13 protein-coding genes are annotated in these 14,963 nt (G+C 72.0%); 2 read left to right on the top strand and 11 right to left on the bottom strand.

Features of this window, described 5'->3' with window-relative positions:
• Positions 1–13 precede the first annotated feature (13 nt).
• Positions 14–805 carry a Crp/Fnr family transcriptional regulator gene (locus FHT37_RS07105; RefSeq protein WP_091724761.1) on the bottom strand — a complete coding sequence of 264 codons (792 nt, stop codon included), beginning with the start codon at positions 803–805 and terminating at the stop codon, positions 14–16.
• A 269-nt stretch (positions 806–1,074) separates the two neighbouring features.
• Between FHT37_RS07105 and FHT37_RS07100 the strand changes: the two genes are divergently transcribed.
• Positions 1,075–2,028 carry a DUF4886 domain-containing protein gene (locus FHT37_RS07100; RefSeq protein ID WP_091724760.1) on the top strand — a complete coding sequence of 318 codons (954 nt, stop codon included), beginning with the start codon at positions 1,075–1,077 and terminating at the stop codon, positions 2,026–2,028.
• On the opposite strand, the gene FHT37_RS07095 is transcribed toward FHT37_RS07100, so the two are convergent.
• A complete protein-coding gene (locus FHT37_RS07095) occupies positions 2,001–2,693 on the bottom strand; it encodes a heavy metal response regulator transcription factor (RefSeq protein WP_091724759.1) in 693 nt (230 codons plus the stop codon). The two genes, FHT37_RS07100 and FHT37_RS07095, sit on opposite strands and share 28 nt — an antisense overlap.
• Before the next feature lie 95 nt (positions 2,694–2,788).
• Between FHT37_RS07095 and FHT37_RS07090 the strand changes: the two genes are divergently transcribed.
• Positions 2,789–5,074, top strand: coding sequence for an ATP-binding protein (locus tag FHT37_RS07090; protein WP_183479786.1), 2,286 nt, complete (start codon positions 2,789–2,791; stop codon positions 5,072–5,074).
• Here the strand turns inward: FHT37_RS07090 and paoC are convergent.
• The 9 genes from paoC to FHT37_RS07045 all read right to left on the bottom strand — a co-directional run bounded on the left by paoC (position 5,049) and on the right by FHT37_RS07045 (position 14,892).
• Positions 5,049–7,271 (bottom strand): aldehyde oxidoreductase molybdenum-binding subunit PaoC, encoded by a 2,223-nt coding sequence (paoC, locus tag FHT37_RS07085; RefSeq protein WP_183479784.1) that lies wholly within the window; start codon positions 7,269–7,271, stop codon positions 5,049–5,051. The two genes, FHT37_RS07090 and paoC, sit on opposite strands and share 26 nt — an antisense overlap.
• Positions 7,268–8,236, bottom strand: a complete 969-nt coding sequence (locus FHT37_RS07080; protein ID WP_183479782.1) for a xanthine dehydrogenase family protein subunit M — start codon at positions 8,234–8,236, stop codon at positions 7,268–7,270. Before FHT37_RS07080 ends, paoC begins: the two co-directional genes overlap by 4 nt.
• Positions 8,233–8,973 carry an aldehyde dehydrogenase iron-sulfur subunit PaoA gene (paoA, locus tag FHT37_RS07075; RefSeq protein WP_183479780.1) on the bottom strand — a complete coding sequence of 247 codons (741 nt, stop codon included), beginning with the start codon at positions 8,971–8,973 and terminating at the stop codon, positions 8,233–8,235. The genes FHT37_RS07080 and paoA overlap by 4 nt, the downstream gene beginning before the upstream one ends.
• 97 nt (positions 8,974–9,070) lie before the next feature.
• A complete protein-coding gene (locus tag FHT37_RS07070; RefSeq protein ID WP_091724754.1) occupies positions 9,071–9,253 on the bottom strand; it encodes a DUF3606 domain-containing protein in 183 nt (60 codons plus the stop codon).
• 81 nt (positions 9,254–9,334) lie between these two features.
• Positions 9,335–11,461, bottom strand: coding sequence for a diguanylate cyclase domain-containing protein (locus tag FHT37_RS07065; RefSeq protein ID WP_183479777.1), 2,127 nt, complete (start codon positions 11,459–11,461; stop codon positions 9,335–9,337).
• A gap of 65 nt (positions 11,462–11,526) precedes the next feature.
• Positions 11,527–12,486 carry a Gfo/Idh/MocA family oxidoreductase gene (locus FHT37_RS07060; protein ID WP_183479768.1) on the bottom strand — a complete coding sequence of 320 codons (960 nt, stop codon included), beginning with the start codon at positions 12,484–12,486 and terminating at the stop codon, positions 11,527–11,529.
• 53 nt (positions 12,487–12,539) lie between these two features.
• Positions 12,540–13,436, bottom strand: a complete 897-nt coding sequence (locus FHT37_RS07055) for a class III extradiol dioxygenase subunit beta (RefSeq protein WP_183479766.1) — start codon at positions 13,434–13,436, stop codon at positions 12,540–12,542.
• A complete protein-coding gene (ligA, locus tag FHT37_RS07050; RefSeq protein ID WP_091725334.1) occupies positions 13,433–13,894 on the bottom strand; it encodes a protocatechuate 4,5-dioxygenase subunit alpha in 462 nt (153 codons plus the stop codon). Before ligA ends, FHT37_RS07055 begins: the two co-directional genes overlap by 4 nt.
• A 59-nt stretch (positions 13,895–13,953) precedes the next feature.
• Positions 13,954–14,892, bottom strand: coding sequence for an amidohydrolase family protein (locus tag FHT37_RS07045; protein WP_183479764.1), 939 nt, complete (start codon positions 14,890–14,892; stop codon positions 13,954–13,956).
• Positions 14,893–14,963 lie beyond the last annotated feature (71 nt).

The following is a 14,963-nucleotide window of genomic DNA, read 5'->3' as shown; positions in this document are numbered from 1 at the left end:
TGCGAAGAAGCCCTCAGGCCTGCACGGCGACGGGCGCGAAGGTGGCAGAGGTGGCCGCGTTCACGCCGTCCGGGTCCTGGGGCAGCAAGCGCTGGAAGTCCTGCTTGAGCAGGGCGTAGCACTCGCAGGCCCGGGCCTCCAGCCCCGGTCGATCCAGCACCGCGATATGTCCGCGGGAGTAACGGATCAGGCCGGCGGCCTGGAGGCGCTGGGCGCTCTCGGTGACGCCTTCCCGGCGCACGCCCAGCAGGTTGGAGATCGACTCCTGGGTGACCGACAGCTCGTTGTGACCATGTTGGCGGTCCAGGCACAACAGCAGCCAGCGGCACAGCTGCCGCTCCAGCGAGTGATGACGGTTGCAGACCGCGGTGTGCGCGATCTGCGAGATCAGGGACTGCAGGTAGCGCAGCAGCAGTTGCGTCGACCCGCCGGGCCGCATCAGTTCCTCGCGCACCAGCGACACCCGCATGCGGAAGGCCAGGCCGGCGCGCTGCACGACGGCGCGGCAGGCGGGCGATTCGCCGCCCATCGCGGCCGCCAGGCCGGCGGCGCCCTCGGAGCCGATCATCGCGACCTGCGCCGAGTCGCCCGAATGCGTGGTGTGGATCAGCGACACGATGGCCGTGATCGGGAAATACACATGCGTGGCGGGAGCGCCGGCCTCGAACAGCACGCGCCCCTTGAGCAGCTCGACGGTCTCGAGCTGTCCGGACCAGCGGGCCTGATCCTCCTCGGGCATCTGCACGAGCAGGAGATTGGCGCGGGGCTGGGACGCGGAAGGAGTTGCGGCAACGGGCAGGGACATCAAAAGCTCCAGGAACTGGACATCGTTCCAACCGGACAAGACGGCAATCACCGTGCCCGCCGCGGTAAACGCGGGTGTCCGTTTGTGCCAAGCTGCGTCCTCGCGCAGCCCATGCGCCGTTTGCGTGCGCTGGCGCACCAGTTTCCACATGCCTGCCGCACAGCGAACTAGGGGGAGGTCCTCCCGGACGGTGTCCCGCTTCCTATAAGGGCGAGGCGCCGGCCTGGACGCGGGCGCGCTTCAACGACTCCACACCGAGGACGACATCCATGAATCGATTCTTCTGCCCGCTCGCGGGCGTCGTGCTGGCGCTGTCCGCCGGCGCGGCGCGGGCCGAGAGCATCCTGTTCGTCGGCAACAGCTTCACCTACGCGCAGGGCTCGGCCGTGATGCAGTTCAACCCCGGCTCGGTCACCGACCTGAACGGCACCGGCATCGGCGGCATCCCCGCGCTGTTCAAGGCCTTCACCGTGCAGGCGGGGCTGAACTACGACGTGAGCCTGGAGACCGTCGGCGGCAGCGGTCTGGACCTGCACTACAACACCAAGATGGCGTTGATCGACAAGCCCTGGGACCGCGTGGTGCTGCAGAGCTACAGCACGCTGGACGCGTCCGATCCCGGCAATCCGGCCAAGCTGATCCAGTACTCGGGCCTGCTGGCCGATGCGCTGCATGCCCGCAACGCGGACGTGAAGATCAACCTGATGGCGACCTGGTCGCGCGCCGACCAGACCTATCCGCCCAGCGGCGCCTGGTACGGCGAATCCATCTACCAGATGGCCCGGGACGTCTACGCCGGTTATCAGCAGGCGGACCTGGCGTCGGAGCACATCGACGGCGTGATCCCGGTGGGCCTGGCCTGGAACCGGGCGATGGCGCAGGGCTTCGCGGACGCGAATCCCTATGACGGCATCGACCCGGGCACGGTCAAGCTCTGGGCCGACGACAACTACCACGCGAGCCGCTTCGGCAGCTACCTGGAGGCGCTGACGATCTTCGGCCGCATCACGGGGCTGGACCCGCGCAGCCTGGGCGCGACGGAGACGGCCGCGGCGCAACTCGGCATCTCGCAGGCGCAGGCCACGGCGATGCAGCAGCTGGCCTTCGAGCAGCTGGCGGCGCCGGTGCCCGAGCCGTCGAGCTGGGCGATGCTGGCCGGCGGCCTGGGGCTGCTGGCGTGGTGGCGCCGGCGGCCTCAGGGCTCGCGCGTCTCCAGCACGTAGCCCATCCCGCGCACCGTGTGCAGCAGCGGCGCCTCGAAGGGCCGGTCCAGCTTGGTCCTCAGGCGCCGCACGGCGACCTCGACGACGTTGGTGCCGCTGTCGAAGTTCATGTCCCAGACCTGCTCGGCCAACTCCGTCCGTGACAAGACCTGGCCCTGGCGCCGCAGCAGCAGCGTGAGCAGGCTGAACTCCTTGGCCGTCAGGTCCAGCCGCTGGCCGGCGCGGTGGGCCTTGCGGCGCAGCAGGTCGAGCTCCAGGTCGGCCAGCTTCAGCACGGTGGCCTCGGCCACCGGCGTCGCGCTGGCGCGCCGCAGCAGCGCCTGGATGCGGGCCACCAGTTCCGAGAAGGCGAAGGGCTTGACCAGGTAGTCGTCGGCGCCGGCCTGCAGGCCGCGCACGCGGTCCTCGACCTCGGCCCGCGCCGTCAGCATCAGCACCGGCAGCGTGCGGGTGTGGTCCTGCTGGCGCAGCGCGGCCAGCACGGCCAGGCCGTCGATGCCCGGCAGCACGCCGTCGAGCAGCACCAGGTCGTAGGCGCCTTCGCTGGCCTGGTGCAGGCCGTCGACGCCGTCGCGCACCAGGTCGACGACGAAGCCCTCCTGCGTGAGGCCGCCGCGCAGGTATTCGCCGAGCTTGTCCTCGTCCTCGATGACGAGCAGTTTCATCGCCGCCCTCCCTGGCAGGTCATGGTCGCGTGGCCCCGGATCGGGGGTGTGAGGACACCGTCAAGGGCCCGGGCCCGCGCCTAGAATCGCGCACCATGCCCGACCGGACCCCGACCTCCACCGCGCCGCGCGCCGGGTCCGTCAGCGGCAAGTTGCGCGCCATGGTCTGGCTGATCGTGCTGCCGACGCTGCTGCTGTCGGTGATCGCCGGCATGGCGGTCTTCCACACCGAACGGCGCGCGGCCGTCGCCGCCGCGACCGAGACCGCCGAGGCGCTGAGCCTGGTCACCGACCGCGAGATGGCGGTGCGCACCGCCTTGCTGCAGGCCCTGAGCGTGTCCCCGAGCCTGGCCGAGGGCCGGCTGGCGCAGTTCCATGGCGAGGCCACGCGGCTCGTGGCCGGCACGCCCAGCACCATCGTGCTGACGGCGCCGGACGGCCGGCAACTGCTCAACACCCGGGTCGCCTGGGGGCAGCCGCTGCCGGCGGCTGCGGCTTTCCCGGGCGGCATCGACACGCGCCGCCGGCTGATCGTCTCCAACCTCTATCTCGGTCCGGTTGACCGTCGCCCCAGCTTCGCGGTGCGGGTGCCGGTGACCGTGGCCGGCCAGGCGATGTTCCTCGGCCTGGGCAGTCCGGTCAGCGAGATGCAGCAGATCTTCCGCCAGCAGCCGCTGCCCGCCGGTTGGCTGGGCGTGGTGCTGGACGGGCAGGGCGCCGTCATCGCCCGCACGCGCGAGCCGGAACGCCGCGTCGGGCAGCGCGCCACCGGCGACATGCTGGACGCCCTGGCCCGCGCCGACCGCGGCGTGGTGGACCTGCGCACGCTCGACGGCGAGCCGGTCTTCACCGCCTTCAGCCGCGCGCCGGACTCCGGCTGGGTGGTGCTGATCGGTCTGAGCCAGGCGGAGCTGGCCAAGAGCGCCTGGGCCGCGTTCGCGATGATGCTGGCGCTGTCGCTGGTCTTCATCGTGCTGGCGCTGGTGCTGGCACGGCGCATGAGCCGCGCGATCGCCGAGCCGCTGCGCCGCCTGCGCAAGGACGCGATCCGGCTGGGCGGAGGCGGCACGCTCGAGGAGGTGCGCAGCGGCATCGACGAGATCGACATCGTCCAGCGCGCCCTGGCCGTGGCCAGCCGCGAGCGCGCCGGTAGCGAGCAGCGCTTGCGCGAGGAGGTCGACACCGCCGTCGCCCAGACCCGCAACGCGCAGCAGACGGCGCTGCGCAGCCAGAAGCTGGAGGCGCTGGGCCGCTTGACCGGCGGCATCGCGCACGACTTCAACAACCTGCTGCAGACGATGACCACCGGGCTGCAGCTGGCGCGTCGGCTGAGCAGCGATCCGCGCGCCGACAGCGCGCTCGACGCCTGCCAGCGCGCCACGTCCAAGGCCGCGCAGCTGACGCGGCAGCTGCTGGCCTTCGGTCGCCAGCAGGTGGGCCATGAGACCGTCATCGACCTGCGCCGCCAACTGCCCGAGCTGATGGCGCTGGCCAGCGGCGCGGTGGGCAGCGCGGTCGAGGTCACGCTGGCCATCGACGAGGCGCTCTGGCCGGTGCGCACCGATCCGGTCCAGCTCGAGCTGGCGGTGCTCAACCTGGCGCTGAACGCGCGCGATGCGATGCAGGGGCGTGGCACGCTGACGGTGTCGGCCCGCAACCGCGTGCTGGCCGAGGGCGACCCGGTTGGCCTGGCGCCGGAGCTGCAACCGGGCGAGTACGTCGCGATCGCGGTGCGCGACACCGGCGACGGCATGACGCAGGAACAGATGGAGCGCGCCTTCGAGCCTTTCTTCACCACCAAGCCGGTGGGGCAGGGCACGGGCCTGGGGCTGGCGCAGGTGTATGCGCTGGCGCGGTCGGCGGGCGGCACTGCCGGCATCGTCAGCAAGATCGGCCTGGGCACCGAGGTGACGCTGTGGCTCCCACGCTCGCATGGGCGGATGGAGGACCCGGCGTCGCCGGTGCCCGCCGGTCCGGCCGCGGAGCGTCGCCATGCGGGCACGGTGCTGCTGGTCGAGGACGAACCCTCGGTGCGCGAGCTCACCGCGCAGGCGCTGGAGGAGCGCGGTTTCACCGTCAAGACGGCGCCCTCGGCCGACCATGCGCTGGACCAGCTGCGGGCCGGCCTGAGCGCCGACGTGGTGCTGACCGACATCGTCATGCCCGGCGCGCGCAGCGGCGTGGACCTGGTGCGGACCTTGAAGGTGCTCAAGCCGACACTGCCGGTGGTGCTGGCCAGCGGCCATCCGGTGCGCATCGAGGAGGCGCCGAACGTGCCGCTGGTGCCCAAGCCCTACGACATCGACAGCCTCGCCGCGGTGCTGGCCGAGGCGATGAATCCGACGCGCGAGGACCTCACGCCGGCTTCGGCAGGTCCTTGAGCAGCTTGTCGAGCGTGATCGGATAGTCGCGGATCCGGACGCCGGTGGCGTTGTGGATGGCGTTGGCCACCGCCGCCGCGACGCCGCAGATCCCCAGCTCGCCGACGCCCTTGGCCTTGAGCGGCGAGGAGACCGGGTCGGTCTCGTCAAGGAAGATCACTTCCTGGTGCGGGATGTCCGCATGCGCGGGCACCTCGTAGCCGGCCAGGTCGTGGTTGACGAAGAAGCCGCGGCGCTCGTCGACATGCAGTGCCTCCATCAGCGCCGCGCCCACGCCCATGGTCATCGCGCCGATCACCTGGCTGCGCGCCGTCTTCGGATTGAGGATGCGCCCTGCGGCGCAGACCGCCAGCATGCGGCGCACGCGCACCTCGCCGGTGTAGGCGTCGACGGCGACCTCGCAGAAGTGGCCGCCGAAGGTGGACTGCTGGTACTTCTTGTCGAGGTCGCCGAACTCGATGCGGTCCTCGGCGGCGATGCCCTCGGCGCCGGCGATCTCGCCCAGCGGCAGGCTGCGGCCGCCGCCGCGCAGCTGGCCGTCGGCGAAGACGGCGTCCTTGAGGTCGATGCCGGCGCGCCGGGCGACCGCCTCGCGCAGCGCGACGCAGGCGGCGTAGACGCCCGAGGCCGAGCTGTTGCCGCCCCATTGCCCGCCCGAGCCGGACGACACCGGCAGCGCCGAGTCGCCCAGGCGCACGACGACCTGGTCCAGCCCCACGCCCATCATCTCGGCCGCGGTCTGCGCCAGGATGGTGTAGCTGCCGGTGCCGATGTCGGTCATGTCGGTCTCGACCGTGACGATGCCGCGGCGGTCCAGCCGCACCCGCGCGGCCGACTTCATCACCAGGTTGTTGCGGAAGGCCGCCGCCACGCCCATCCCGACCAGCCAGCGGCCGCCGGGACCTTCGCGCCGCTGGCCCGGCGGCGTGCGCCGGTTCCAGCCGAAGCGCTCGGCCCCGGTGCGCAGGCATTCGCCCAGCCGGCGCTGCGAGAACGGCCGGTCGGGCTGCTCCGGATCGACCTGCGTGTCGTTGAGCAGGCGGAACTGGATCGGGTCCATGCGCAGCTGCTCGGCCATCTCGTCGATCGCGATCTCCAGCGCCATCAGGCCGGGCGCCTCGCCCGGCGCGCGCATCGCGTTGCCCTCCGGCAGGTCCAGCACCGCCAGCTTCATCGCGGTCATGCGGTGCTCGCCCGCGTAGAGCAGGCGGGTTTGGGCCACCGCCGTCTCGGGCGAGCCGCCGGGCAGGTCGCCCGACCAGCTCTCATGGCCGATCGCGGTGATGCGGCCGTCCTGGCCCGCGCCGATGCGGATGCGCTGCAGCGTCGCCGGGCGGTGGGTGGTGTTGTTCATCATCAGCGGCCGCTGCAGCGCCACTTTGACCGGACGGCCGGCCGCCTTCGCGCCGAGCGCGGCCATCAGCACGTCGGCGCGCAGGAAGAGCTTGCCGCCGAAACCGCCGCCGACGAAGGGCGAGATCAGCCGCACCTTGTCGCGCTGCAGGCCCAGGGTGCGCGCCAGGTCGCCGCGGCCCCAGTCGATCATCTGGTTGGAGGTCCAGACGGTGAGGCGATCGCCTTCCCAGACCGCCAGCGTCGCATGCGGCTCCATCATCGCGTGCGACTGGTCGGGGGTCGTGTAGGTGTGATCGATGCGCACCGGCGCGCGGGCGAAGGCGCCGTCGAAGTCGCCGACCCGCGTCTCGGGCGGCGTGCCGCCGGGGCCGTCGTCCTGCTTGGGCGGCTTGGCCTGGTCCTTGGCCTTGGCCAGGCTGAAGGCGCCCGGCTCGGGCGTGTACTCGACGCGGATCAGCGCGGCCGCCGCGCGCGCCTGCTCGAAGCGCTCGGCGACCACGACGGCGATGGCCTGGTGGTAGTGCGCGATCTCCGGTCCGCCCAGCAGCGCGGCGGTGTTCATCCGGCCCTTGCCGAGCTTGCCGGCGTTCTGCGCGGTCACGACGGCGAGCACGCCGGGCGCCGCTTCCGCGGCCTGGACGTCGATCCACGCGATGCGGCCCTTGGCGATGCCCGCGCCGACGACGACGCCGTAGGCCGCGTCCCGGGCGACGTCATGGCGCTCATAGGCGTAGGGCGCGGTGCCGGTGGTCTTGCGCGGCCCGTCGATGCGGTCGCTGGGCCGGCCGACGATCCGCAGCTGGTCGATCGGATTGGTGGTGGCGGGGGTGTCGAACTTCATGCGGTCCTCCCGGTGAGCCGGGCCTGAGCCAGGACGGCGGCGAGCGTGCGCTCGACCAGCGGCAGCTTGAACGCGTTCTCCGCGGTCGGTGTCGCGCCGGCCAGCAGCGCCTGCGCGGCGGCGGGCACGCCCTGGCGCAGCGCCGTCTCGGCGCGTTCGACGCGCCAGGGCTTGGGCGCGATGCCGCCGACGGCGAAGCGCGCGGCGCCGCCGTCGCGCGGGATCACCGCGGCCACCGAGACCAGCGCGAAGGCATAGGACGCGCGGTCCCGCACCTTGTGATAGAGCTGCGTGCCGCCGAGCGGCCGCGGCAGGGTGACCGCGGTGATCAGCTCGTTGGCCTCGAGCGTCGTCTCGATGTGCGGTGTGTTGCCCGGCAGGCGGTGGAAGTCGGCGATCGGGATGCGCCGCGCCTGGCCGTCGGGCCGCAGGGTCTCGACGGTCGCGTCCAGCACCCGCATGGCCACCGCCATGTCGCTCGGATGCGAGGCGATGCAGGCGTCGCTGACGCCGATCACCGCCAGCGGCCGGCTCATGCCGGCGATTGCCGGGCAGCCGCTGCCGGGCTGGCGCTTGTTGCAGGGCTGGTCCGTGTCGTAGAAGTAGGGGCAGCGGGTGCGCTGCAGCAGGTTGCCGGCGGTGGTGGCGCGGTTGCGCAACTGGCCGGAAGCGCCGGCCAGCAGCGCGCGCGACAGCACGCCGTAGTCGCGCCGCACGCGGGCGTCCGCCGCCAGGTCGGTGTTGCGCACCAGCGCGCCGATGCGCAGGCCGCCCTCGGGTGTCGGCTCGATCCGGTCCAGGCCCAGGCCGTCCACGTCGACCAGGTGGACGGGCGCCTCGATCTGCAGCTTCATCAGGTCGAGCAGGTTGGTCCCGCCGGCGATGAAGCGCGCGCCGGGCCGCGCCGCCGCCGCGGCGACCGCGGCGGTGGGCGAGGCGGCGCGCTCGTAGGTGAAGGGCTTCATGCGGGCCTCCGCTCGCCGGTGCCCGGCACGGCGACGCCGGCCACCTCGGCCATCGCGTCGATGATGTTGGAGTAGGCGCCGCAGCGGCACAGGTTGCCGCTCATGCGCTCGCGCAGCTCGTCGATGGACAGCAGCGGACGGGCCTGGAGGTCGGGCGTGACGTGGCTGGGCAGGCCGGCCTTGATCTCGTCGAGCACCGCCACCGCCGAGCAGATCTGGCCCGGCGTGCAGTAGCCGCATTGGTAGCCGTCATGCCGCACGAAGGCCGCCTGCATCGGATGCAGCCGCTCCGGCGTGCCCAGGCCCTCGATGGTGACGACCTTCGCGCCCTGGTGCATGACCGCCAGCGTCAGGCAGGCGTTGACGCGCCGGCCGTCGAGGTGGATGGTGCAGGCGCCGCACTGGCCGTGGTCGCAGCCCTTCTTGGTGCCGGTGAGCTGCAGGTGCTCGCGCAGCAGGTCCAGCAGCGAGGTGCGGTTGTCGACGTCCAGCGTGTGGGACTGGCCGTTGACGTCGAGCGTCACGCGGGTGGTGGCCACGAGGTTCTCCTGAGGGCGCGCGCCGGGGCGCGACGGGGTCTGCGCGGCCGCCTCGAGGGGCGCGCCGGCGGCGACCGCGGCTGAGGCGCCCGCGCCGGCGATCAGCAGGCCGCGGCGCGAGATCGCCCCGGGGTCAGCGTCGCACGGGGCGGCGTCCGGGGGAGACAGGGAAGACGCGAGGTCCGGGTCGACATCCATGCTGGGCACTCCTGGCGGGTCGGATCGGGAAACTGCCCAGGCAGCAATCCTTGTTCCCGGCGGTGGGCGGAGCACCCTCGGCCGCTCGGCGCGCCGCTCAACGGTGCGCCTGGAGCCACTCCTCGACGGCCTTGGCGCTGGTGCCGACCGCGTCCACCGCGTGCCGCAGCAGTTCCGGCGAGACACCGAAGCGCTCGCCCCAGTAACGCAGTTCGTAGTCGTCCTGCACGTTGACCCGATGGCGGTCGCTGGTGTGCGGGCTGGAGGTTTCCTCGGTCATGACGATCGCTCCCTGTCGGTCACGGTATCGCTGTCGCTGCCGCTATCGCTGCCACCGGCCCGCGGCCGCGTGGCCGTCGCGCTAGGACCGCCGCGGCGGCACCCGGCTGCTGTCCTCGCCGTCCAGCGTGGCGCCCGGGTCTTCCTCCCCGGCGACCGATTCGTCGAACGAATGGTCCGGCACCGCCGGTGGCCCGGGGTCTCTCGGCCGCTGGCCCGCGGGCGCGGCGCTGTCGGTCCCCGGTTCGGGTGCGGGGCTGGAGGGCGTGTCGATCGCGTCCACCGGCGTGGGCGCGTCGGGGCCGACGGAGGTCGCCGGCGAGTTCGGTGCGTTCATGGCGTTCCCTGGCATGCTGCTGGCCGACACCACGCGCCGCTTGCCGGCGCGCTTGGCCATCGTCATCGCCGTCTCGGCGAGCCGCATCAGCGCTTCCGCCTGGCGGCCATGCAGCGGGGCAAACGCGATGCCGATGCTGGCCGTGATCGCCGCATGATCGCCGTCGGGCAGGCGGATCGGCTCGGCGATGGACGCCAGCATGCGGCGCAGCGCCGGCTCGGCCTCGTGCTCCCCACGCAGCGCGGTCAGCAGCAGGGCGAATTCGTCGCCGCCCATGCGCGCCACCAGGTCGTGGTTGCGCACGCCGGCCTGCAGGCGCTGCGCCACCACCCGCAGCACCACGTCGCCGGCCTCGTGGCCGAACTGGTCGTTCAGCTCCTTGAAGCCGTCCAGGTCGACCCAGCACACCGCCACCAGCCCGACCCGCTCGCCCAGCAGCGTGAGCGCGCCGGCCAGCCGCTCGGTGAAGCGCACCCGGTTGGGCAGGCCGGTCAGCGCGTCGTGCACCGCCAGGTGCCGGGCGGTGGCTTCGCTCTCCTTGAGCGCGGAGACGTCGATCATCATCCACAGCGACTCGTTGCCCGACACCGACGCGCCGCTCAGGTCGATCCACACCGGCGTGCCGTCCTTGCGCCGCATCCGCAGCTGCTGGCGGTAGCGCCGGCCGGACTCGATGGCCGGGTAGGCCGCCTCGCCGACCTCGCGGAAGCTGGCCTCGTCCAGGTAGAGCTGGCGGGTCGGCTGGCCGAGCAGCTCGCCGGGCGCATAACCGAACAGCGACGACAACGCGCGGTTCTGCCACACGACGTTGCGGCCGCGCAGGCGCATCATGCCGACCATGTCGTTGTCCAGCATCAGCGCCTGCTCCAGCGCCAGCTGCTGCAGGCCGGTGGCGGCACGGCGGTCGCGGCGCTGCTGCAGGAACACCAGCACCGAGCAGCCCAGCACCGTCAGGATGACCACCGCCGCGAGCGCGCCCTGCTGCAGCACCTCGCCGCGCCAGGCGGCGAGGAAGTCGGCGGTGCTGGCGCCGGTGAAGATGGTCAGCGGATAACCGCGCACCTGGCGGTAGCAGGTGATGCGCTCGATGTTGTCGAGCCTGGTCTTGGTCATGTACCAACCCTGCTGCGGGTTGGCCGCCATCTTGCGCATCAGGTCCTCGGACACGATCACGTCGCCGACGCCGCGGATCGAATGCGGCTCCGCCGCCGAGTAGCGCGCGATCAGCCGCTGGCTGCGGGTGCGCAGCGAGATCGCGCCCTCGGCGCCGATGGTCAGGCCCTTGAAGCCCTCGATGAAGTGTTCGGTCGAGAGCGTGGTGTAGACGACGCCGGCGAAGCTGCCGTCCCCGGCCTCGAGCCGGCGGGCGACGACGATGCCCCACTTGCGCAGCACGCGGCCGAACAGCGGCTCGGAGATCACCACGCCGTCGCTGTCGCGGGCGCGCTGGAAGTAGTCGCGATCGCCGACGCTGACGCTGCTTTCCTCGGCCGCCAGGCCGTAGATCACCTGGCCATGCGCGTCGGTCATGCGGATCGCGTCGACCTGCGGCAGCAGGCTGCGCTGGTCGGCCAGCGCGCGTTCCATCGCGCGCTTGAGCGCCTCGGGACCGCCGCCGGTGCGGCGGTACTGCAGCGCCAGCGTCTGCAGCGCGTTGTCCACCTGCTTGAGCTCGGCGCCGATCTCGATGCTGAGGCTGGCGGCCAGGTTCTCGGTGGTCTCGCGGGCGCGGGTCAGGTCGGACTCGCGGCCGGCCTGCAGCGCCAGCCAGGTCGCGGCGACGATGGCCGCGGCGATGACGAGGTTGCCCACCGCCAGCCACAAGGCCAGACGGGTCAGCGAGCGGGGAACGTAGGGGGGCAGGCGGTCCATCGGCGGCACGGGGACGAGGCGGCCATCCTAACCGCGCCGACCCCCCGCCGGTGGTCAGCCGAAGATCAGCCGGCCGTCAACTCGCGCTCCAGGTCGTGCAGCACCTGGTAGCAGGGCAGCACCTGGGCGACGCTGGCGACCGGCTCGCGGCCCTCGCGGATCGCGGCGACGAACTCGCGGTCCTGCAGCTCGATGCCGTTCATGGACACATCCACCTGGCTGACGTCGATGATCTCGTCCTTGCCGGTGACCAGGTCGTCGTAGCGGGCGATGTAGGTGCCGGTGTCGCCGATGTAGCGGAAGAAGGTGCCCAGCGGCCCCTCGTTGTTGAAGGACAGCGACAGCGTGCAGATCGCGCCGTTGGCCGCCTGCAGCTGCAGGCTCATGTCCATGGCGATGCCCAGCGTGGGGTGGATCGGGCCCTGCAGCGCGTGGGCCTTGACGATCGGGCTGCCGCACTGCCAGGCGAAGAGGTCCACCGTGTGCGCCGCGTGGTGCCACAGCAGGTGGTCGGTCCAGCTGCGGGCCTGGCCCAGCGCATTCATGTTGGTGCGGCGGAAGAAATAGGTCTGGACGTCCATCTGCTGGATCCGCAGCTGGCCGGCCGCGATGCGGCGATGGAGCCACTGGTGACTGGGATTGAAGCGGCGGGTGTGGCCGCACATGGCGACCAGGCCGGTCTCGCGCTGGCGCCGCACGACGGCCTCGCCCTCGGCCAGCACGTCGCACAGCGGGATCTCGACCTGCACATGCTTGCCGGCGTCCAGGCAGGCCAGCGTCTGGCGGGCATGCAGCTGCGTCGGCGTGCAGAGGATGACGGCGTCGACGTCGTCGCGGGCGAGCGCCTCGTCGAGCTCGGTCGTGGCGTGGTCGATGCCGTACTTGGCGGCGGTCTCGCGGGTCTTGTCGAGGTCGCGGCTGATCAGGGACACGACCTCGACGTCGTCGATGAGTCGCAGCGCGTCGAGGTGCTTCTGGCCGAAGGCGCCGGCGCCGGCCAGCGCGATGCGCAGGGGAGTGGACATGGAAGGCTCCAGTGGGGCGGGGCTCCGATGGGAGCCCCGGGGATCGCGGGGGATCAGGGGTTCTCGAGGATCAGGTGGCCGACCGCCGTGTTGGAGGCGGGCACGTGATAGAAGCGGTGGGCCACGCGCGGCGTGCGGGGCGGGGCGTCGAGCCCGGGAAGGTCCGCGAGGTCGCTCATCGCGCCGCGCGCGATCAGCCACATCACCAGCTCGATGCCCTCGGAGCCGGCCTCGCGGACGTACTCCAGGTGCGGCATCTCGGACAGGCCGCGCGGGTCGGCGATCAGGCGGTCCATCCAGGCCTGGTCCCAGGTCTGGTTGATGAGGCCGGCACGCGGTCCCTGCAGCTGGTGGCTCATGCCGCCGGTGCCCCAGACCTGCACCTTGAGCGGCGCGTCGAAGCTTTCCACCGCGCGGCGGATCGCCTGCCCCAGCTGCAGGCAGCGCCGGCCCGAAGGCACCGGGTACTGCACCACGTTGACCGCCAGCGGGATCACCGGTACCGGCCAGTGCGCCGCGCCGGCCGGCTGCTCGCCGAACATCAGCGACAGCGGGACGGTCAGCCCGTGGTCGACCGTCATGCGGTTGACCAGTGTCAGGTCGAAGTCCTGCTGGATCACGCTCTGCGCGAGGTGGGCGGCCAGCTCGCCATGACCGAGGACCGGCGGCACCGCGCGCGGCCCCCAGCCTTCGTCGGCGGGCTCGTAACGCTCGGCGGTGCCCAGCGCGAAGGTGGGGATCATGTCCAGGCTGAACGCGTTGGCATGGTCGTTGTAGACCAGCACGATCGCGTCCGGCCGGTGCGCGTCCATCCAGCGGCGCGAGGCCTCGTAGCCCGCGAACAGTGGCTGCCAGTAGGGATCCTGCGTGCGGCCCTGGTCCATGGCCACGCCGATGGCCGGCACATGGGAGGTGTAGACGGAGGCGGTGATGCGCGCATGCGTGCTCATCGGGTATTTCCCTTCGTCGCGCCCCGGGTGTCGCCCGCCGTCGCCTGCTTCGCATCCGCGGAGGCCGCGTCGTCCACCCGCTTGCGCCGCGGCGTGCCATCGGGCTGGCGCCCGCCGGCCAGCATCATGTCGCGGTAGTCGGTCTCGGTCATGCCGGTCATGCCGGCGGCCATCTGCTGGTAGCTGCGGCCGTCGGTGGCGCCGATCTTGGCCAGGAAATAGATGTTGCCGCCCAGCCGGATGCACTGGTTGAGGTCGCGCGCCAGCACGGCCTCCTTCTGCGCCGGCGTCATCGGCCATTCGTCGAGGTAGGCGCGCTCGTCGGCCTTGAAGCGCGCGCGGTTCTCGGCCTTCATCAGCGACATGCAGAACTGGTTGAGCCAGTAGCCCTTGCGAGCCTGGTCGGCATCGAAGATGGTGGTGCCGGGGATGTCCCGGTAGGGTTTGTCGATCGACATCGAGGTCTCCTGGAAACGGTTCGCCATCGGGCGCATCTGGCTCGTCGGGTTCATCAGGCTCATCGAGATGAGGCCTCCGGCCAGTACAGCCGCATCGGGTTGTCGACCAGCAGGCGCTGGCGCAGCGCGGCGGTGGGCGCGATGCGCGGGATGAGGTCCACCAGCAGGCCGTCGTCGGGCATGTGGTCCTTGAGGTTGGGATGCGGCCAGTCGGTGCCCCAGAGCACGCGGTCCGGGAACTCCTCGACGACGCGGCGCGCGAAGGGGATCACGTCGCGGTAGGGCTCGGTCTCGCCGTCCAGCGCCGGCGGGCCGCTGGCCGAGAGCCGCTCCGGGCAGGTGACCTTGCTCCAGACGAAGGGATGCTCGCGCAGGAAGCGCAGGAACAGCGCGAACGCGGGGCCGTCCACCGGCTGCGTCACGTCGGGCCGGCCCATGTGGTCGACCACGACGGTGGTGGGCAGCGCGGCGAAGAAGTCCCACAGCTCGGGCAGGTCGGGCGCCTCGAAGTAGAGGACCACGTGCCAGCCCAGCGCCTTCACCCGGTGGGCGATCTCCATCAGCTCGTCGCGCGGGGTGGAGTCGACCAGGCGCTTGACGAAGTTGAAGCGCACGCCGCGCACACCGGCCTCGTGCAGCTCGCGCAGCTGCGCGTCGGTGACGCCGCGTCGCACCGTGGCCACGCCCCGCGCGCGGCCGCCCGAAGCGCGGCAGGCATCGACCATCGCGCGGTTGTCGTCGCCGTGGCAGGTGGCCTGCACGATGACGTTACGGCTGAAGCCGAGCCGGTCGCGCAGCGCGAAGAGCTGGGCCTTGCCGGCGTCGCAGGGGGTGTATTTGCGCTCGGGCGCGTAGGGGAACTCGGCGCCGGGACCGAAGACGTGGCAGTGCGCGTCGACGGCCCCTTCGGGCAGCTGGAAGCGCGGGGTCGACGGGCTCGGGTGCCAGTCGAGCCAGCCCGGGGTCTTGTCGAAGCCGCCGGTGGTGGGGAGCGTCATCGCGGGGTCCTTGTGGAGGATCGGGGAAACCAGGGAATCGAGGAGCCGGAAATCGGAAGCGGGAACTCGGC

The sequence above is a fragment of the Mitsuaria sp. BK037 genome, assembly GCF_014193045.1.
GTDB lineage: Bacteria > Pseudomonadota > Gammaproteobacteria > Burkholderiales > Burkholderiaceae_C > Roseateles.
Note: the sequence above shows the minus strand (reverse complement) of the source record. Positions and strands in the feature narration are given on the sequence as shown.